The sequence below is a fragment of the Bradyrhizobium sp. USDA 4502 genome (assembly GCF_054063355.1).
The window spans coordinates 5,747,070-5,766,681 of record NZ_JBSSGF010000001.1 but is presented as its reverse complement, the minus strand read 5'-3'; the positions used below and the strand labels follow the sequence as shown (position 1 = coordinate 5,766,681).

At 64.6% G+C, this 19,612-nt stretch carries 17 protein-coding genes; 10 read left to right on the top strand and 7 right to left on the bottom strand.

Translation table 11 applies throughout. From position 1 onward, the window contains the following. Nucleotides 1–10 precede the first annotated feature (10 nt). The 5 genes from ACVW1B_RS26915 to ACVW1B_RS26895 all read left to right on the top strand — a co-directional run bounded on the left by ACVW1B_RS26915 (nucleotide 11) and on the right by ACVW1B_RS26895 (nucleotide 4,998). Complete coding sequence (locus ACVW1B_RS26915; protein WP_253607113.1) at nucleotides 11–1,096, top strand: ABC transporter ATP-binding protein; 1,086 nt, start codon at nucleotides 11–13, stop codon at nucleotides 1,094–1,096. Continuing rightward, the gene (locus ACVW1B_RS26910) at nucleotides 1,096–1,998 is read left to right on the top strand and encodes a carbohydrate ABC transporter permease (protein WP_028338609.1); all 903 of its coding nucleotides are present in this window, start codon (nucleotides 1,096–1,098) and stop codon (nucleotides 1,996–1,998) included. The genes ACVW1B_RS26915 and ACVW1B_RS26910 overlap by 1 nt, the downstream gene beginning before the upstream one ends. Next, nucleotides 1,998–2,804 carry a carbohydrate ABC transporter permease gene (locus tag ACVW1B_RS26905; protein ID WP_028333212.1) on the top strand — a complete coding sequence of 269 codons (807 nt, stop codon included), beginning with the start codon at nucleotides 1,998–2,000 and terminating at the stop codon, nucleotides 2,802–2,804. The genes ACVW1B_RS26910 and ACVW1B_RS26905 overlap by 1 nt, the downstream gene beginning before the upstream one ends. Nucleotides 2,805–2,813: 9 nt before the next feature. Further along, nucleotides 2,814–3,140 (top strand): DUF2160 domain-containing protein, encoded by a 327-nt coding sequence (locus tag ACVW1B_RS26900; protein ID WP_016846242.1) that lies wholly within the window; start codon nucleotides 2,814–2,816, stop codon nucleotides 3,138–3,140. Nucleotides 3,141–3,255: 115 nt separating this feature from the next. After that, entirely contained in the window at nucleotides 3,256–4,998 is a 1,743-nt protein-coding gene (locus ACVW1B_RS26895; RefSeq protein WP_038382516.1) for an ABC transporter substrate-binding protein, read from the top strand. Between the two features lie 209 nt (nucleotides 4,999–5,207). Here the strand turns inward: ACVW1B_RS26895 and ACVW1B_RS26890 are convergent, their stop codons facing one another. The 4 genes from ACVW1B_RS26890 to ACVW1B_RS26875 all read right to left on the bottom strand — a co-directional run bounded on the left by ACVW1B_RS26890 (nucleotide 5,208) and on the right by ACVW1B_RS26875 (nucleotide 9,556). After that, nucleotides 5,208–6,311: an alkene reductase gene (locus tag ACVW1B_RS26890; RefSeq protein ID WP_057016961.1), complete on the bottom strand. Its 1,104-nt coding sequence runs from the start codon at nucleotides 6,309–6,311 to the stop codon at nucleotides 5,208–5,210. 85 nt (nucleotides 6,312–6,396) lie between these two features. Further along, nucleotides 6,397–7,257, bottom strand: a complete 861-nt coding sequence (locus tag ACVW1B_RS26885) for an SDR family NAD(P)-dependent oxidoreductase (protein ID WP_229189532.1) — start codon at nucleotides 7,255–7,257, stop codon at nucleotides 6,397–6,399. Nucleotides 7,258–7,357: 100 nt separating this feature from the next. Further along, complete coding sequence (locus ACVW1B_RS26880; protein WP_253607114.1) at nucleotides 7,358–7,861, bottom strand: DUF1993 domain-containing protein; 504 nt, start codon at nucleotides 7,859–7,861, stop codon at nucleotides 7,358–7,360. Between the two features lie 351 nt (nucleotides 7,862–8,212). Then, a complete protein-coding gene (locus tag ACVW1B_RS26875) occupies nucleotides 8,213–9,556 on the bottom strand; it encodes a lytic murein transglycosylase (RefSeq protein WP_253607115.1) in 1,344 nt (447 codons plus the stop codon). A 185-nt stretch (nucleotides 9,557–9,741) separates the two neighbouring features. Between ACVW1B_RS26875 and ACVW1B_RS26870 the strand changes: the two genes are divergently transcribed. Together ACVW1B_RS26870 and htpX are read left to right on the top strand one after the other, a co-directional pair. Next, nucleotides 9,742–11,394 (top strand): ATP-binding protein, encoded by a 1,653-nt coding sequence (locus tag ACVW1B_RS26870; RefSeq protein ID WP_253607116.1) that lies wholly within the window; start codon nucleotides 9,742–9,744, stop codon nucleotides 11,392–11,394. A gap of 242 nt (nucleotides 11,395–11,636) precedes the next feature. Next, nucleotides 11,637–12,566, top strand: coding sequence for a zinc metalloprotease HtpX (gene htpX / locus ACVW1B_RS26865; RefSeq protein ID WP_141340519.1), 930 nt, complete (start codon nucleotides 11,637–11,639; stop codon nucleotides 12,564–12,566). 195 nt (nucleotides 12,567–12,761) lie between these two features. Here the strand turns inward: htpX and ACVW1B_RS26860 are convergent, their stop codons facing one another. Further along, entirely contained in the window at nucleotides 12,762–13,712 is a 951-nt protein-coding gene (locus ACVW1B_RS26860) for an aldo/keto reductase (protein WP_253607117.1), read from the bottom strand. A gap of 395 nt (nucleotides 13,713–14,107) precedes the next feature. On the opposite strand from ACVW1B_RS26860, the gene ACVW1B_RS26855 reads away from it, so the two are divergent. Next, nucleotides 14,108–14,443 carry a GYD domain-containing protein gene (locus tag ACVW1B_RS26855; protein ID WP_028333204.1) on the top strand — a complete coding sequence of 112 codons (336 nt, stop codon included), beginning with the start codon at nucleotides 14,108–14,110 and terminating at the stop codon, nucleotides 14,441–14,443. Between the two features lie 568 nt (nucleotides 14,444–15,011). Here the strand turns inward: ACVW1B_RS26855 and ACVW1B_RS26850 are convergent. After that, nucleotides 15,012–16,265, bottom strand: coding sequence for a Spy/CpxP family protein refolding chaperone (locus tag ACVW1B_RS26850; protein ID WP_253607118.1), 1,254 nt, complete (start codon nucleotides 16,263–16,265; stop codon nucleotides 15,012–15,014). A 467-nt stretch (nucleotides 16,266–16,732) separates the two neighbouring features. Beyond that, nucleotides 16,733–18,175 (bottom strand): helix-turn-helix domain-containing protein, encoded by a 1,443-nt coding sequence (locus tag ACVW1B_RS26845; RefSeq protein WP_253607119.1) that lies wholly within the window; start codon nucleotides 18,173–18,175, stop codon nucleotides 16,733–16,735. Nucleotides 18,176–18,601: 426 nt separating this feature from the next. Here ACVW1B_RS26845 and ACVW1B_RS26840 point away from each other — a divergent pair, with 426 nt between their 5' ends. Together ACVW1B_RS26840 and ACVW1B_RS26835 are read left to right on the top strand one after the other, a co-directional pair. Beyond that, the gene (locus ACVW1B_RS26840; protein WP_016839740.1) at nucleotides 18,602–18,811 is read left to right on the top strand and encodes a DUF4170 domain-containing protein; all 210 of its coding nucleotides are present in this window, start codon (nucleotides 18,602–18,604) and stop codon (nucleotides 18,809–18,811) included. Nucleotides 18,812–19,021: 210 nt separating this feature from the next. Further along, entirely contained in the window at nucleotides 19,022–19,594 is a 573-nt protein-coding gene (locus ACVW1B_RS26835) for a hypothetical protein (RefSeq protein ID WP_253607120.1), read from the top strand. The last annotated feature ends 18 nt before the right edge of the window (nucleotides 19,595–19,612 follow it).

Genomic DNA, 19,612 nt, shown 5'->3' with positions numbered 1-19,612 from the left:
GAGATGCTTCATGGCCCGCATTGACCTCGTCGATCTCGCGCACTCCTACGGCGGCAACGACGCGCCGCAGGAATCCTTTGCGCTGAAGCCGGTCACCATGACCTGGCGGCAGGGCGGCGCCTATGCGCTGCTCGGGCCGTCCGGCTGCGGCAAGACCACGCTGCTCAACCTGATCTCCGGCATCGTGACGCCGTCGCGCGGAAAGATCCTGTTCGACGGCCGTGACATCACGCCGCTGTCGACGCAGAAGCGCAACATCGCGCAGGTGTTCCAGTTCCCGGTGATCTACGACACCATGACGGTCGGCCAGAACCTGGCCTTCCCGCTGAAGAATCGCGGCGTCGCGAAGGCCGAGGTCGACGCGCGCGTCAGGCAGATCGCCGATCTGCTCGACCTCACGCCCTATCTCAAACGCAAGGCGACGCGGCTCACCGCCGACGCCAAGCAGAAGATCTCGCTCGGTCGCGGCCTGGTGCGCTCCGACGTCGCGGCCGTCCTGTTCGACGAACCGCTGACGGTGATCGATCCCGAGCTGAAGTGGCAGCTGCGCTCCAAGCTGAAGGCGCTGCATCGCGAGCTCGACCTCACGATGATCTACGTCACCCACGACCAGACCGAGGCGCTGACCTTCGCCGACACCGTCGTCGTGATGCACGACGGCCGCGTGGTGCAGAGCGGCACGCCGGCCGAATTGTTCGACAAGCCGGCGCACACCTTCGTCGGCTATTTCATCGGCTCGCCCGGCATGAACATCGTGCCCGCCGAGGTCAGTGGTCACGAGGCGCGGGTCGACGGCCATGTCATCGGCCTGCATCGAAACTATGGTGTGCTGCCTGCTGGCAAGAAGATCGAGATCGGCGTGCGGCCGGAATTCGTCGATATCGCGTCGCCGGCGTCAGGGCTGCTGTCGGCCACCATCGAGCGGATCGACGATCTCGGCCGCATCCAGTTCGCCCGCGTGCGGGTCGGCGATACCAAATTCGCCGCGCGCGTGCCGCCGGGCTTCTCGGTCTCCGGCAACACCGCCGGGCTGATCTTCAATCCCGCGCACGTCCACGTCTATGCCGACAGCCATTTGGTGGAGGGGGTCGCCTGATGGACAAGACGATCAACCAAAAAGCCTGGTTCCTGGTGCTGCCGGTGTTCCTGGTGGTGGCGTTCTCGGCGGTGCTGCCGCTGATGACCGTCGTGAACTATTCGATGCAGGACACCTTCGGCAACAACCAGTTCTTCTGGAACGGGGTCGGCTGGTTCAAGGAGCTGCTCGATCCATCGACCGATCTCGGCGGGCGCTTCCTGGCCTCGCTCGGCCGCAACCTGTTCTTCTCTGCGGTGATCCTCGCGATCGAGGTGCCGCTCGGCATCATCGTCGCGCTGTCGATGCCGCGCGAAGGCTGGAGCGTCGCGGCCTGCCTCGTCATCCTCGCCTTGCCGCTGCTGATTCCGTGGAACGTGGTCGGCACCATCTGGCAGATCTTCGGCCGGCCCGATATCGGCCTGCTCGGCTATGTGCTGAACCACCTCGGCCTCAACTACAATTACGTGTCCAATGAGGTCGACGCCTGGGTCACGGTCATCGTGATGGACGTCTGGCACTGGACCAGCCTCGTCGCGCTGCTCTGCTACGCCGGGCTGAAGTCGATCCCCGACGCCTATTACCAGGCGGCGCAGATCGACGGCGCCTCGCGCTGGGCGGTGTTCAAGGCGATCCAGCTGCCGAAGATGAACCGCGTGCTGCTGATCGCGGTGCTGCTGCGCTTCATGGACAGTTTCATGATCTACACCGAGCCGTTCGTGGTCACCGGCGGCGGCCCCGGCAATTCGACGACCTTCGTCTCGATCGAGCTCGTCAAGATTGCGCTCGGCCAGTTCGACCTCGGCAAGGCCGCGGCGCTGTCGCTGGTCTACAATCTGATCATCCTGATCGTGTGCTGGGTATTCTACACCGTGATGGTCAATGCCGGCTCCGAGCGTCCGGCCAAGGAAGGAGCGGCGTGATGCATTCGATCCCCGGCCGCCGCCTGATCATGGCGCTGTTTTTGATCTTCCTGCTGTTGCCGATCTACTGGCTCGTCAACATGAGCTTCAAGACCAACGCCGAGATCGTCTCGACGATGACGCTGTGGCCGCACACGCCGACGCTGCAGCACTACAAGCGCATCTTCACCGACGAGAGCTGGTATTCGGGCTACATCAATTCGCTCGAATACGTGGTGCTCAACACAATCATCTCGATCGCGGTGGCGTTGCCGGCGGCCTATGCGTTCTCGCGCTACCGCTTCCTCGGCGACAAGCATCTGTTCTTCTGGCTGCTGTCAAACCGCATGGCGCCGGCGGCGGTCTACGCGCTGCCGTTCTTTAACCTGTATTCGGCGATCGGCCTGTTCGATACGCCGTGGGCGGTCGCGCTCGCGCACTGCATCTTCAATGTGCCGCTGGCGGTGTGGATCCTCGAAGGCTTCGTCTCCGGCGTGCCGCGCGAGATCGACGAGACCGCGTTCCTCGATGGCTATTCGTTCCCGCGCTTCTTCATCAAGATCCTGGTGCCGCTCATCGCAAGCGGCATCGGCGTCGCCGCCTTCTTCTGCTTCATGTTCTCCTGGGTCGAGCTGCTGCTCGCGCGCACGCTGACCTCGGTGCAGGCCAAGCCGATCGCGGCGATCATGACGCGCACGGTCTCGGCGGCCGGCATGGACTGGGGCCTGCTCGCCGCCGCCGGCGTGCTCACCATCATTCCGGGCGCGCTGGTGATCTGGTTCGTCCGCAACTACATCGCGCGCGGCTTCGCGCTCGGCCGGGTCTAGGAGGCGATCATGGAATCCATCGCATGGATGGCCTGGACGCTGCCGACCGCGATCTTCTTCGTACTGCTGGCCTCGACGCTCGGCGTGATGACCTGGCTCGCGGCGGTTTATCCCGAGGCCGAGCGGGTCGGCGTGCTGCGCATCCCGACCACGCGCGGCGATCGTTTGTTCATTTCGCTGGTGCTGGCGGCGGTGATCCACCTGGTGTGGATCGGCCTCGTCGGCACCGATCCGATCCTCACCCTGCCGATCGGCGAGGGCGTGGAAATTTCGAGCCTGTGGCTCGCAACGCTGATTTCGCTTCTTTCAGCCGTGGCGATCTTTCGCACCGTCTGACGAAAGCGAAGAAGAGCAGATCCGGGGTCAACCCGGGCCTGGGGTTTTGTTTGTCGCTGCAACCGGAGGAATCATAATGCGACATTTGAGAACGACAAAGGATAGTCTTTTGACTATGACCAGCGCCGCCGCGCTGATCGCGGCCTCGCTCGCGGTCGCCACGCCGGCCCGCGCCGCCGACGATGCCGTGATCCAGAAGTGGATCGCGGAATTCCAGCCCTCGACGCTGTCGAAGGAAGACCAGAAGAAGGAGCTTGAGTGGTTCGCCAAGGCCGCCGAACCCTTCAAGGGCATGGAGATCAACGTCGTCTCGGAAACGATCACGACGCACGAATATGAATCGCAGACGCTGGCCAAGGCGTTCTCCGAACTGACCGGCATCAAGCTCAAGCACGACATCATCCAGGAAGGTGACGTCGTCGAGAAGCTGCAGACCCAGATGCAGTCGGGCAAGAACGTCTATGACGGCTGGATCAACGATTCCGACCTGATCGGAACACACTTCCGCTACGGCCAGACCATCATCCTGTCGGACTACATGAAGGGTGAGGGCAAGGAGGTCACCGACCCGATGCTCGACGTCGACGACTTCATCGGCAAGTCGTTCACCACGGCGCCGGACGGCAAGCTCTACCAGTTGCCCGACCAGCAGTTCGCGAACCTCTACTGGTTCCGCTACGACTGGTTCACCAACCCCGAGTACAAGGCCAAGTTCAAGGCCAAGTATGGCTACGAGCTCGGCGTGCCCGTGAACTGGTCGGCCTATGAAGACATCGCTGAGTTCTTCACCAACGACATCAAGGAGATCAACGGCGTCAAGGTCTACGGCCATATGGACTATGGCAAGAAGGATCCCTCGCTCGGCTGGCGGTTCACCGACGCGTGGCTGTCGATGGCCGGCAACGGCGACAAGGGTATCCCGAACGGCCTGCCGGTCGACGAGTGGGGTATCCGCATGGAAGGCTGCCGTCCGGTCGGCTCCTCGGTCGAGCGTGGTGGCGACACCAACGGCCCGGCCGCGGTCTACTCGATCACCAAATATCTCGACTGGCTGAAGAAGTATGCCCCGCCGCAGGCCCAGGGCATGACCTTCTCGGAAGCAGGTCCTGTGCCGGCGCAAGGCAACATCGCTCAGCAGATGTTCTGGTACACCGCCTTCACCGCCGACATGGTGAAGCCGGGCATCGCCGTGATGAACGCGGACGGTACGCCGAAGTGGCGTATGGCTCCGTCGCCGCACGGCGCTTACTGGAAGGAAGGCATGAAGCTCGGCTATCAGGACGCCGGCTCCGTGACGCTCCTGAAGTCGACCCCGCCGGATCGCCGCAAGGCAGCCTGGCTCTATCTGCAGTTCATCATCTCGAAGTCGGTGTCGCTGAAGAAGAGCCATGTCGGTCTCACCTTCATCCGTGAGTCCGATATCTGGGACAAGTCGTTCACCGAGCGTGCGCCGAAGCTCGGCGGCCTGATCGAGTTCTACCGCTCGCCCGCGCGCGTGCAGTGGACCCCGACCGGCAACAACGTGCCCGATTATCCGAAGCTCGCGCAGCTGTGGTGGCAGAACATCGGCGATGCGTCGTCCGGTACCAAGACGCCGCAGCAGGCGATGGACGCGCTGGCCGCGGCCCAGGATTCGGTGATGGAGCGTCTTGAGAAGTCCGGTGTGCAGGGCGCCTGCGGACCGAAGCTGAACAAGAAGGAATCCGCCGAGTTCTGGTACAAGAAGGCCGAGAAGGACGGCACCATCGCTCCGCAGCGCAAGCTCGCGAACGAGAAGCCGAAGGGCGAGACGATCGACTACGACACGCTGATCAAGTCGTGGCCGGCCAACCCGCCGAAGCGCGCCGAAGCGAAGTAAGGCGCAAGCAAAGGCGTACCAGCCCACGCCATCCGAAGACGACGAAAGGCCGGGAGCGATCCCGGCCTTTTTGCTGATTGCCAGGTCATTCCGGGATGGTGCGCAAGCACCAGACCTCAGGTGCGCAACTGCGCACCGGGGAATCTCGAGATTCCGGGTTCGATGCTTCGCATCGCCCCGGAATGACGATGTGGAGAGAGGAGCGCTCCCTACTCCGCCGCCTCGGTCGCCTTCAGCGTCGGATAATCCGTGTAGCCCTTGGCGCCGCCGCCGTAGAAGGTCGCCTTGTCCCACTCGTTGAGCGGCGCGCCGGTCTTGAGCCGCTCGACCAGATCGGGGTTGGAGATGAACGGCTTGCCGAACGCGATCAGGTCAGCCGCGCCGGCTTCCAGCACCTTCTCCGCCAGCGCGAAGTCGTAACCGTTGTTGGCGACATAGGCCTGCTTGAAGCGCTTGCGCAGCGAGGCGTAGTCGAACGGCGCGATATCGCGCGGGCCGCCGGTTGCGCCCTCGACGACGTGGAGATAGGTCAGCTTCAGCGCACTGAGCTGGTCGACGATGTAGTCGAACAGCGCTTGCGGATTGGAGTCGGTGATGTCGTTGGCCGGCGTCACCGGCGAGATCCGGATGCCGGTGCGATCGGCGCCGGCCTCGGTGGCGACCGCCTTGGACACGTCCAGCATCAGCTGGGCGCGGTTCTCGATTCCGCCGCCATAAGCGTCGGTGCGCTTGTTGGTGCCGTCGCGGGCGAACTGGTCGAGCAGATAGCCGTTGGCGCCATGGATCTCGACGCCGTCGAAGCCGGCCGCCAGCGCATTCGCCGTGCCGCGCTTGAAGTCCTCGATGATCCCGGGAATTTCCGACAATTCGAGCGCGCGCGGCTCGGACACGTCGGCAAACGTGCCGTTCACGAAGGTCTTGGTCTTGGCCTTGATGGCGCTCGGCGCCACCGGCGCGCCGCCGTTCGGCTGCAGTGCGACATGCGAGATGCGGCCGACATGCCAGAGCTGGATGAAGATGCGGCCACCGCGCTCATGCACCCGATCGGTGACCCTGCGCCAGCCCTCGACCTGTTCCTTCGAATAGATGCCGGGCGTGTCCTGATAGCCCTGGCCCTGCTGCGAGACCTGGCTCGCCTCGGTGATCAGAAGGCCGGCGGAGGCGCGCTGGCCGTAATAGTCCACCGCGAGCGGGCTCGGCACCATGCCGGGCGGCACCGCGCGGTTGCGCGTCAGTGGCGCCATCACCAGGCGGTTCGGCAGCGTCAGCGCGCCGAGCTTGTAGGGCTCGAGAAGTTTGGTCGATTGGCTCATGTAAATGTTCCAGAGAATGACTGATGAAGGACAATTGTGCATTGCCGCGACGAGCGCAATGCCCGAGGCATTCGCGCTCCGCAGACTAGCCGCGCACAATTCCGCCCATGTGGCCGGCATCGAGGAACAAGGTGTGCGCGTTGACGTAGGAGGATTCATTCGAAATCAGGAACAGCGCAGTATAGGCGACCTCCCAGCCGGTGCCCTGGCGGCCGAAAGGCACTGTCACGGCGCGGTCCGATCGCCTGCGGCTGGCGTCGCGCCCCATCGGCGTGTCCATGAAGCCGGGCGCGATCACATTGCAGCGAATGCCCTTGTCCTCGCCGGCCCGCGCGATCGCCCGCCCCAGCGCGATCTGCGCCGCCTTGGAGGATTCATAGGCCGGGTTGCGGCCGCCGGCGCGCTGGCTCGCCATTGAGGAGATCAGGATGATCGCGCCGCCCGGCGCCATCACCTCCAGCGCCTTCTGCGCGAACAGCATGTGGCTGCGCACATTGACGGCATAGTCGCGGTCCCAGGCTTCGGCCGTCATCTTGGGCAGCGACAGGCCGGAGGAGATGCCGACATTGAGCGCCAGCCCGTCGAGCCCGCCGAGCCGCTGCGCGCAGCGTTCGACCGCGGGCGCGATCGCCGCGACGTCGGCGACATCGACCACGTCGGTGAAGGCCTTGCCGCCTTCGCCTGTGATCTGCGCGACGGTGTCGTCGGCGGCGTCCTTGTTGACGTCGAGGCAGGCGACCGACGCGCCCTCGCGCGCGAACAGCACGCTCATGGCGCGGCCGTTGCCGATCGGCGGGGCTTCATCCACGGTTGTGCGCTGTCCCGCGCCGACCACGATGACGCGCCGCCCGGCGAGGCGGCCGTGGTTCTTCGCCAGTCCGAGCGCTTCGGCATGCAGCGAAGCGGACGGATCGATGGCTTTCGGTGCGTGGGTTGTGGTCGACATGGCGTGCTCCCTGACGTCTTGTTGTTGTCAGGGAGCAGTAGCACGGGCGAGGGCGTGAAGCGAAAATCCCGTCGCGGGGAATATGGATCGCCGAAGCGCGTCAGCTGACGCCGAGGAAATCGCGCTTGCCGATCTCGACGCCGTTGTGGCGCAGGATGTCGTGCGCGGTCACGGCGTGGAAATAGAAGTTCGGGAACGAGAACGCGCTGAGGAATTGCTGACCCTTCAGGGTCATCGTGCGATCGGGGCCGATCGGGAAGGTGACGTCCCTGGCGTCGGCGCCGTCGAACTGCTCCGGCTTGAACGACTTCACATAGTCGATGGTCTTGGCGAGCCGCTGCTTCAGTTCACCGATGCTCTTCTCGGTGTCGGGCGTCGACGGCACCTCGCTATGGGTCAACCGCGCACAGCCGCGTGCGGCGTGATCGCAGACCAGCTGCACCTGCTTGGTCAGCGGCAGCATGTCGGGATAGAGCCGCGATCCCAGCAGCACCTCGGGCGCGATCTTCTTGGCCTCGCAATGCGCCTCGGCCTTGGTCAGCTCGCCGGTGAGGCTGTTGAGGATCTGCAGGTAGGCGGGGACGACGGCGTCATGAAAGGACATGTGATGCTCCCTGTTCTGATGAAATCCGGATGTTACCGAACGGCGATGCTGCAAGTGGGGCGGCAAGGGGAAGAATACAACTGCGGGGAGCTGTAACACTTGGTCAAATATTTCCCGCGGGCGGCATTCTTGATCCCGTCATCCTGAGGAGCGCGAAGCGCGTCTCGAAGGATGCACGGCCCCAGTGTGGCCGATTCATCCTTCGAGGCTCGCTCCGCTCGCACCTCAGGATGACGGATCGCCAGAGTCTGCGTAGCCCGGATGGAGCGCAGCGCAATCCGGGGAGGCGCATCGGGGCTTGTCCCGGATTGCGCTGCGCCGCATCCGGGCTACGGAAAATGGGCGTTTGCTCTACCGCATCCCCGGTGCCGCGGCATCGGCGGCAGGCTGGGTGCGGCCGCCGCGCATCCGCGCCAGGAGCTCCGCGGTCGGCCAGGAATCCGCCGGCAGGCCGTATTTCATCTGCATCGCCTTCACCGCGCTGCGGCTTGCCTGTCCGAGCACGCCGTCGATCTTGCCGACGTCGTAGCCGGCGCGCGCGAGCAGTCCCTGCAGCTCCTTGATCTCATTGAACGGCAATTGCGCGACCGGACCGTGCGGCCGCTGCATCGGCGGTGCGCCCGCGATGCGGCCGGCGAGATAGCCGGCGGTGGTCGAATAGATCAGCGAGTTGTTCCACTCGGTGTAGGCGGCGAAGTTCGCATAGGCGAGGAACGCCGGACCCATCCGGCCCATCGGCAGCAGCAGCGAGGCCGGCATCTTGTCATTCGGCAACGGCTTGCCGTCGGTCAAGCTGACGCCGAGCGCCACCCATTTCGAGCGCGGCAGCTTGATGGTGAGGTCGGCCTGGTCCCACGGGAAGTTTGCCGCCTGCGGCACGCGCACCTCCTGCAGCCACGGCTCGCCGCGCCGCCATTTCAATCCGGTGGCGATGTAGTTCGCGGTCGAGCCGATCACGTCGGGGCCGCTTTGCAGGAGATTGCGGTGGCCGTCGCCGTCATAGTCGACCGCGTAATTGAAATAATGCGTCGGCAAGAATTGCGTCTGGCCGAGCTCGCCGGCCCATGAGCCGATCATCTCGTCGGGTGTCAGGTCGCCGCGCTCGATGATCTTCAGCGCGGCGATGGTCTCGCCCTGGAACATTTCGGAGCGGCGGCAATCATAGGCCAGCGACACCAGCGATTTCAGCGTCGGCAAATTGCCCATCTGGACGCCGAAATCGCTCTCAAGTCCCCAGAACGCGGCGATCACCGCCGGCGGCACGCCATATTCCTTTTCGGCGCGCGCGAACGCCGCGGCATAAGTCCGGATGTATTGCTGGCCCTGCTGCATGCGATAGTTCGCGGCCATGCGGCCGGCGAACTGGGTGAAGATCTGCCCGAACACGCGCTGGCCGCGGTCGCGGTTGACGATGCCCTGGTCGTAGATCAGGTAGGGCGCGGCCTCCGCGATCGTGCGCTGCGAGACGCCGGCGGCGGCCGCCTTCTGCTTCAGCTCGGCGAGGAAGCGATCGAAGTTCTGCCCGTTGTTGCAGGACGCAGCCCTCGGCGAGGCGACGGCGGCAGGACGCGGCCTGACCGACGCGGGATTCAAGGGGCTGGGCAACGGCTGCTGCGCCGAGGCGAAGGTAGTGAACGCCAGCGCCCCCGCGATCGCTGCGATCATGATCGGGGCGCGGAGGGAAGAGGCTGGCATCGATGTCACCGGCTGGAAAAAGGGGAATTGAGGTCCAATCTGCATACACCAGGGCGACACCGGGCAACAACGGGGGTGCCGCTCTTAGACCAATTGGGCTGAGGTAGGTTGAGCCGCCGCCGCTATGATCGGCCGGTGATTCGCGGGCAGGGGTGCCGGCGGATCGATCACGCCCGGAGGGACCCATGTGGAGTTTTCTCGAGCGTCTTTTGGATTCGTCGACGTTTTCGCCGCACGGCATCTGCCTGCTGTGGGAGCCGGAGCTGATCTGGCTCCACGTGATTTCAGACGCGATCATTGCCGCTTCGTATTTCTCGATCCCGTTTGCGCTGGCGATCCTCGTCTCCAAGCGGCGCGATTTCCAGTTCGGCTGGATGGCCTGGCCGTTCGCCGCGTTCATCCTCGCCTGCGGCCTGACCCATGTGTTCTCGATCTACACGCTGTGGGTGCCGATCTACGGTCTCGAGGGCCTGCTCAAGGCACTGACCGCTGTCGCCTCGATCTTCACCGCAGTGCTGCTCTGGCCGCTGATCCCGCGGATTCTCGCGATCCCGACCGAAGAGCAGTTGCGCGAGGCCCATGTCGCGCTCGCCGAGGAGGGACGCCAGCGCCAGCGCTCGGAATTCCTGCTCGAGCGCTTTCGCGAGGCCGAGGCGAATGAGAGCAAGATCCGTCAGGCGCAGAAGATGGAAGCGGTCGGCCAGCTCACCGGCGGCATTGCGCACGACTTCAACAACATCCTCACCGTCATCACCGGCACGATCGACATCCTGGCCGAGGCAGTCACTCACAACCGCCAGCTCACGGAGATCACCGCGCTGATCCGCGACGCCGCCGAGCGCGGCGCATCGCTGACGCGGCATCTGCTCGCCTTCGCGCGCAAGCAGCCGCTGCAGCCGAGCGACGTCGACGTCAACGCGTTGATGGTCGACACCATAGAGCTGCTGCGGCCGACCATCGGCGACCATGTCGACATCGATTTTCGCGCCGCACCCGATCTGCCGCGCGCACTGGTCGATGGTAACCAGCTCGTCACCGCGATCATCAACCTTGCGCTCAACGCGCGCGACGCGATGCCGAAGGGCGGCCGGCTGACGATCGAGACCCGCACGGCCGAGCTCAAGCCATCGGACGTGAGCGGCCATGACGGGCTTGCCGCCGGCGACTATGTCGCGATCGCGCTGACCGACAACGGCCGGGGCATTGCGGAAGTCGATCTGGCCAAGGTGTTCGAGCCGTTCTTCACCACCAAGGACGTCGGCAAGGGCACCGGGCTCGGCCTCAGCATGGTGTACGGCTTCGTCAAGCAATCCAACGGCCACGTCGTGCTCGACAGTGAGATCGGTCGCGGCACCAGGGTGATGCTCTATCTGCCGCGCGCGGCAGTGGTCTCAGCGGCAGCAGTGCCCGAACAGCGGCAGCCGGACGCGCGCGGCGCGCGGGAAATCGTGCTCGTCGTCGAGGACGACAGACTGGTGCGCTCCTATGTGCTGACCCAGATCGAGAGCCTCGGCTACACCACGCAGTCGGCCAATAATGGCCGCGAAGCCCTTGCCGTGCTCGACAGCGGCGCGCCGATCGATCTGTTGTTCACCGACGTCATCATGCCGGGCGCGATGAACGGGCGCGACCTCGCCACCGAGGCGCGGAAGCGCCGCCCGGGTCTCCGCGTCCTCTTCACGTCGGGCTATACCGATGACGCCATCGACCAGGACGGCAAACTCGTGCAGGGCATCCTGTTCCTGGCAAAACCCTACAGCCGCGCCGAGCTCGCCCGCATGTTGCGCGTCGCGCTGCGCGAGGAGGGGGTGGTGATCGCGCAGGAGCCGGCGGCGTAGCGTGCTTCCGAACCGGCGGCGTAGGCACGATCTCGTAGCCCGGATGAGCGAAGCGATATCCGGGGCGGTGCCCCCGCATGTCGCTTCGCTCATGCGGGCTACGGACGGCGCCGCACATGACCAATCATTAACCCGCGCCGCGTCGCTGCGACGCACTGGTTCCCCTTGCGGCTTCCGCGGCAAAATCCCTACCTCAGCGACGTCAGTTGTGGCAGCATTCCGCTCGCCGTGAGGGAACAACGATGAATTATTTCCGCACCGCGCTCCTGCTTGCCGGCCTCACCGCCCTGTTCATGGGAGTCGGCTATCTGATCGGCGGCGGCACCGGCGCCGTGATCGCGCTGATGGTCGCGGCTGCGACAAATCTGTTCACCTACTGGAATTCCGATCGCATGGTGCTGTCGATGTACGGCGCCCATCAGGTCGATGCGGGCTCGGCGCCCGAACTCTACAATCTCGTCGCCGAGCTCGCACAGCGCGCCGCTCTCCCGATGCCGCGCGTATTCCTGATGGACGAGGCGCAGCCCAATGCGTTCGCGACCGGCCGCAACCCGGAGAACGCGGCGGTCGCCGTCACCACGGGCCTGATGCAGCAACTCAGCCGCGAGGAGCTTGCCGGCGTGATCGCGCATGAGCTTGCGCATATCAAGCATCACGACACGCTCACCATGACGATCACGGCGACGATCGCCGGCGCGATCTCGATGCTGGCGCAGTTCGGTATGTTCTTCGGCGGCAACCGCAACAACAACGGCCCCGGCATTGTCGGATCGATCGCGATGATGATCCTGGCGCCGCTCGGCGCCATGCTGGTGCAGATGGCGATCAGTCGCACCCGCGAATACGCCGCCGACAATTATGGCGCACGCATCGTCGGCCAGCCGATGTGGCTTGCCTCCGCGCTCGCGAAGATCGAGAACGCCGCGCATCAGGTGCCGAACATGGAGGCCGAGCGCAATCCGGCCACCGCGCACATGTTCATCATCAACCCGCTGTCGGGCCACGGCGTCGACAACCTGTTCGCGACCCACCCCTCGACCGCGAACCGCATCGCCGCGCTGCAGCAGCTCGCCGCCGAGCTCGGCACCCAGACCGCGCCGCGCCCGGCCGGTGGAAGCTATCCGCCGCGCAGCCCGTGGGGCGGATCCGGCCAGCGCGGCCCGTGGGGGTAGGGTGAGACCAAGCCGTAGCCGCGAAGGCGGTGTGCTCCCTCGCCCCGTTCTTAGGGGAGAGGGTTGGGGTGAGGGGCTGTCTCCGCAAATACGGCGATAGCTGCATTCGCGGAAGCTCCCCCTCACCCGGAACGCATCTAGCGATGCGTTCCGACCTCTCCCCGCACGCGGGGCGAGGTGAAGTGAAGGCAGCTGCTACGCGCTCGCGGCGTCCAGCCGTTCGACCTGATCCTTGCTCAGCTCAAGTTTGGTCGCCGCGACCAGCGTTGCGACCTGCTCGGGCCTGGTGGCGCTGACAATCGGCGCGGTGACGGAGGGTTTTGCCATCAGCCAGGCGAGCGCGACCGCGGCCGGCTCGGCGCGGGTTTCCGCGGCGACCTCGTCGAGACCGGCCAGGATGCGCATGCCGCGCGGGTTCATGTATTTTGGAATGCTGCGTGCCCCGCGCGGGCTCTTGGCGAAGTCGCTCTCCGAGCGATATTTGCCGGTCAAAAATCCGGCGGCGAGCGAGAAGAATGTGATCACGCCGACGTCGTTCGCCTCGCAGACGCGTTGCAGCGCGCGTTCGTAGCTTGAGCGTTCCGCGAGGCTGTATTCGGGCTGCATGCTCTCGTAGCGCGGCAGGCCGTTCGCCTTGGCAATGTCGAGCGCGCTCTGGAGTCGCTCCGCCGAGAAGTTCGAGGCGCCGATCGCCCTGACCTTGCCGGCCTTGACCAGTTTGTCATAGGCCGCGAGCGTCTCTTCCTGCGGTGTCGTCTCATCGTCCTTGTGGGACTGGTAGAGGTCGATGAAATCGGTCTGCAGCCGCCGCAGCGAGTCCTCGACGGCGCGCGCGATGTAGTCCGGCTTCAGCCCGACATTGCCGCCGCCCATGTCCATGCCGACCTTGGTGGCGAGGATGACGCGGTTGCGGTTGCCGCGCGCCTTCATCCATTTGCCGATGATCGTCTCGGATTCGCCGCCGCTGTGGCCCGGCACCCAGCGCGAATAGACATCCGCCGTATCCAGGAATGTCAGCCCCTGATCGAGCACGGTGTCGAGCAGGCGAAACGACGACGTCTCGTCCACGGTCCAGCCGAATACATTGCAGCCGAAGCACAGGGGAGGGACAGTGAGGCCGGAGCGGCCGAGCGCGCGATGCTTCATGAGTTTTCTTTCGCTTGTTCTTGATAGCGGGCGCCGGACACTGAGGCAGATCGCCCTTGTTTGCAAGGCGTTGTGCCGCAACCGCCTGGCAGGCGCTTGGCGGACGCGGATGGATCGGGACCGCTCGTCGGTCAGGTCAGGCACGCTGCCCCTCGACGCTGCATCGACTAAGGAAGAGATTCTGTCGCAGAGCAGAAACGCGATTTTATTTGCCGCGGGTCTGATGTAGATTGCGCGGCGAGCTGCCACCGGTTGCGCCGAAATCCGGAGAATGAGCGGCAGCGCGACTGGCCATCGGCAGGCCATTTCTTCTCATTTTTCAGTACGAAATGCTCTGCCCGGGCCGCGCGCCTGGGTGAAAGTTTTTTTCATTTCAACCAAACGGAGCGATTGCCATGCATTTCTGCTTCTCTGGTGAATACACCCCGCGTTCCCTGAACAACATCATGGAAAACCCGACGACCAATCGATACGAGGCCGCGAAGAAGTTGATCGAGGCCGCCGGCGGGAAACTGATTTCGATGTACAGCACGGCGACCGATGGCCCCGGCGTGATGGTGATCTTCGACGTGCCGGATCCGAGCTTCGCGCCCGCGATCAGCGGCGTGGTGGTTGCGGCCGGCGCCATGCAGAACGTGAGGCTGGTCCGGCTCTTTACCCAGGACGAGATCAAGGTGGTGCGTCAGCACGCGACCAAGCTCAAGACCGCTTACACGCCGCCCGGTGGCTAGCAGACCGAGCGATCCAAGACGGCGCAGATTGATCTGATGGCCGGTGTCACTCTCGCGCGGCGGCGCTTGCTGGCGTCCCGCGCGGAGGCGAGGGCCGTTGCGCGCCGCTGATCCGGGGCGTCAACGGATGGGCACCAGCTCAGGCGGATGTCCTGGCTACGTGCATGCCGGCCACAGCCCCGGCCGGTTGTGCCGTCGCATGACGTCCGCCGCCTCGCTCGGCCTCCGCTTCAGCAAGACGAGCGCAGTACGCGCTAAGGCGCGATGAGATCAGGGCGTGTACTCATGAATTCTTCGCGTCCGCTTTGATCTCGGAAGCTGACGTTGAGGCCGACATCGCCGTATGTCGGCCTTGGGCCAATAAGCAACATCCAAAGAAGTTCAGTTGACTACGTGCGGGCCTCAAAGTTCATGTTGAACGGCGTCTCGGTCGCGCGACCGAACTACTTAGAGCCCGCCCCTATAACGCATGCTCGCATGTCCAGCCCTTCTTAGCGGACGACTAGCAAATGCGACAGGGGATGCGAAGTATCGCCTTGGCCGACCAGCGCCGCTTGGGGATGGAAAATCACACCCCCCGCTTCTTCAGACCGAGCCCCTCGAACTGCGTCTTCTGCTCGTCACTCAGGTTCCAACGGAAATCGTCGACCGCGTCGTTCACGCTGATGATCGCCTCTCTCATCGCTTCCAACCGCGCCTTTGCGGCCTTAAGGCGGGCCGGCGGGGTGAGCGCGTCCTTTGGCGGGCATGGGTTTAAGGCTTCCATGGTGCCCATCGTGGTATCCTGCACCACTTCGAGCGCTGCGCGTTGCGTATCGTTCAGTTTCAGGCTGGCGACGATGTCGTCGAGGGGCCATTGCTGGGCGACGAGCTGGCGGTATTGCTTTTCGGCCTGTTGCTCGTCTTGCGGTTCACGGCTCGCCTGGCAGGCGGCGTCCTGCATCTCCTTCAGCTTCGCGGCCGCAGCGTTAGCGCGGCGGTCGCGTTCGGGCGAGTTGAGCTGGGCCTTCTGTTCATCGCTTAGGAGATCGTAGAATTTTTGAAATGGCGGCATAACGGTCGCAACTGCGCTCAGCATCGCGTTGACGCGGCTCTGCATGGCCGCGAATCGCTCCAGCGCGGTGGTTGCGGTCTGTGCTGGACAGGAAGCGCGGATGGTGTTGCCGGCGGAAATCCAGGCGCTCGCGAGCTCGTCGAAGGCTGCGCGCTGCGCCTCGTTCGCCGCGACCGCCAGGCCGATCCGCTCGAGGGGAAGGCCGGTCGTCTCGGCGGTGTCGCCGCTACAGAATTCCTGCACCGAGGGCGCTTTGCGATGCCGCCTCCCGGCGGGGCGCTCGGCCGCAAACGCTGAGAGATCGCTCGCAGCGTAAGGCGAGAAGATCGCGGCGTAGAGATCGCCGTAGCCATAGGCCCAGAAGCCGGTGCCATCATTGAGAAGCGCGTAGTCATAGAGATCGCTATAGGCAAACGGCCAGAAGAGCGGACCGACCCAGCCGTATGAACCGTCGGAGTGCTGCCACCAGCCTTGCGCAGCTCGGCCGCCCTGCCAGCCGGCCAGCGCGGCGACGGCAGTGAGCTGCGCGCGCTCACTCGGGCCGATCGACTCGGCGGCGGGGCGAAGATCTTGCGGTCTTAGAGCAGCCATGCGGACGCGGCTGTGGCGCGCCGCTATGCGTGCGTGGCGGAGACCTGCGACCGACAGCACGCCGGCCATCGCGAAGCGCGCGACACCCACGGGGCCGCCAACGCGCAGGCGGAAACCCGCCTCGGCCGCGCTCGGCAGCGCTCCCAGAACGCCAATTACAACGCCGGCCGCAGCCATTCCAAGGCGGGACTTTGACATGATCTCTCCCTCGGTCTCTCCCTTGGCGGTCCAGGCCACATCGCGTCACAAATATGACTCGCAGCGGAACCGAAAGTTCCTCCCGCCGTTTTCATTGGGTGAACCTGCGGTCAGGTGACGACGTCAACGGATTAGTCGCGTCGAGTACACGCGCTGGGTCGAATCGTCATCGCGCTTTAGTTTGGTGTGTGATTCGCGCAAACGCGTTGTCGCGAGGGAAAGCCGCTTCGCACTTTTCCGGATCATGCTTTAGCGCACGTCGTCCTCGGTCGAATCCTCCTCCGTTTTCGGCGGCCAGGCGCCGCGCCGGACCAGCGCCTCGTGCAGGAGATGTGCACGCTGTTCGTCGCACCCGATGGCTGCAAGGTGGTCGAGGGCGCGATCGGCAAGGACGGCTGGTGCAAGGCTTTTGCCGCGGTGGATTGATCGGTGGATTGATCCTTGGCTCACAACTCCCGCGCATTCGAGAACGCGAACGAGGACACGCGCCGCGTGGTCTCGTCCAGGATCAGGGTGCGCGTGATCGGCGGCTCGGCGCGCTGGCTGCAATTCTCGCGCTCGCAAAGCCGGCAGTTGACGCCAATCGGGGTGCCCTCGACCTTTTCCAGATCCATGCCGGTGGCATAGACGAGTTTTGCCGCATGACGGATCTCGCAGCCGAGCCCGATCGCAAAGCGCGGCTGTGGCCGCGGGTAGGGCGCCACCGGCCGGCGCACCATCTGCGCGATGGAGAAGTAGCGCGTGCCGTCCGGCAATTCGATCACCTGGCTGAGCAGGCGATCCGGCATGTCGAAGGTCGAATGCACGTTCCAGAGCGGGCAGGTGCCGCCGAACTTGGAGAACGGGAAGGTGCCGGAGGAGAACCGCTTCGACACGTTGCCGGCATTGTCGACGCGGAGCAGGAAGAATGGCACGCCGCGCGCGTTCGGCCGCTGCAGCGTGGTGAGGCGGTGGCAGACCTGCTCGAAGCCGGCGTTGAAGCGCTGCGCCAGCACGTGGACGTCGTAGCTCAAGGCTTCGGCTGCGGAATGAAACGCCTGATAGGGCATCATCGCGGCGGCTGCGAAGTAATTGGCGAGCGTGATGCGGTAGAGCCGGCGCGCGGTATCGTCGAGCGGACCGGCGCGGCTGACGATGGCGTCGATCGCGGCGCCGCACTCGACAAAGCCGATCTGCAGCGCAAGCTGGAAGCTGCGGCCGGAGCTGTCGACGAGTTCGGAGATCAAGAGCTGCCGGCGATGCCGATCGAAACGGCGCAGCGTCTCGCGCATCACGTCGACCGGCATCACGCGGGTCAGAATCGAATGTTTTTCGCGCAAGCGCGTGGTCAGCGCCGTGAACAGGCCTTCGGTCGGCACGTTGAGCTCGTCGCGTAAATTCTCCGCGGCGGTCTCGAGCTCCGGAAAATAGTTGCGGTTGGCCTCGATCAGGTCACGCACCCGCTCGATCGGATTGGCGTCGAATTGCGAGCCTTCGCGGTCGGCCATCTGCGCCGCCACCAGCGTTTCGCCGCGGCGCGCCTCGGTGTAGGCGGCGTAGAGCCGCTGCAGCGCATGCGTCACGCCGGGGCAGAGTTCGGCGAGGTCCCGCAGCTCCTGCTTCGGCAGGTCGATCTGGCGGAACAGGGGATCGGAGAAGATCTCGTTGAGTTCCGCGAAGAAGCGGTCCTCGTCGGCGGTGGCGAGGTCGCGCAAGTCGAGGTCGTAGGTCTCGGCCAGCCGCAGCAGGATCTGCGCCGTCACCGGGCGCTGGTTGCGCTCGATCAGGTTGATGTAGGAGGGCGAGATGCCTAGCCCCTCGGCGATCTGGGTCTGCGACAGCCCCAATTGCTGGCGGATCCGCCGGAAGCGCGGACCCACGAATAGCTTCTTTCCGGATTCACCGGGCACGGGTTGGTCTCGCTTGCCGCAGCAAATTCTGACCGCCTCGCCCCGCGCGCGGGGAGAGGCCGGATCGCATCGCCAGATGCGATCCGGGTGAGGGGGACTCTCCGCGAGTCTCGCTGCGGAGACAGCCCCTCACCCCAACCCTCTCCCCGTAAGAACGGGGAGAGGGAGAAGAAAAACCGGCGGGCATGGCAGGCTTCCTGACCTATTTTGTGACAGAATTTACAAATCGACATTTATTACAAGTTCAGATGTTACATGACATCACCAATAAAAAACAAGGCATCTGTACGAACTTCTTGTTTTCGCGTTTATCTCCTGACACGCGGTTCGCAATGCTCTGTCAAGAATGTCGATGCGAGCAGGTTGCGGGAATTAAGGTACAGGCGGCTGGGCAAAGGCAGCCCGATTTTTTGAAGGAGACTGACGATGAGCAAGGGCAGCAATTTCTGGGTGATCGGCGGCGAGTTCGGGTCGATGAACTTCCACAAGCTCGTCGAAGGCTCGGCCCAGGTCCGCGGTCCGTTCAAGACCCGCAAGGAAGCCGAAGAGTGCTGGAAGGAAGTCTCGGAAGAGAGTCGCCACAAGGCCGGCGTGCGCTTCTCCATCGTCGAGGAGCCGTCGCGGGTTTCGGCCTGAGCGCCAGAATTTTCAGAGCTAAGAAAACGTCCAAGGACGGCGGCCCCATCCGGTTCATCCGGGTGGGGTCGACCGCTTTTGGGACAGCGTCAGGTCTTTGATCTGGGGATAAGTGGCCGCCTAAGTGCTTGGGAACCAACGCCCTTTGCGGACATCTTGGTTGCTGATAGGTTAATGCGCAGGAAACCCGTCACCACGAGACCGTAAGGCATGTCCGATCCGCAGAACACCGGCAGTGAGGCGCGCGAGATGCGGCCGACGCTGCGAGAGGCGCTGCGGCGGGCGCGGATCGAGGCGGCCGATCGCACCGGCGTCGTCGTCGAGTTGCGCGACGCCGAGGTGGCGCGGCTCGAGATCCTCAACGATGCGCTCGATCCGTTGTTCGCGCAGGTGCCGGACAAGGTCGATCTGTTCGACCGCGGCATCAGCCAGGGCGAGACGCCGCGGCTGTGGATCGACGTCGTCGCGCATGTGCTGATGGGGCGCGACAAGCGGATCTACCGCTTCGTGCAGGACACGAGGTTCGGCCGCATCGTGCTCGCCGAATCGCATGACGTGGCCGCGATCGTCGATGCCGTCACCGACTATGTCGCGCGCCGCCTGATCGAGCGCGAGCATGCGATGGTGGCAACGCCGCTTCCGGTTGCCGAGCCGCCGGCGCCGCCCCCCGTGCCGGTGGCGCCGAGGCGCCGCGGCGGGATCGGCATGTTCGTGTTCGGCTTCGTCATGGGCGCGCTCGCGCTGTTCGGTCTCGCGCTGTATGCGAGCTTGCAAAACTTCTAGCCGCTCAAGGGGCGGGGC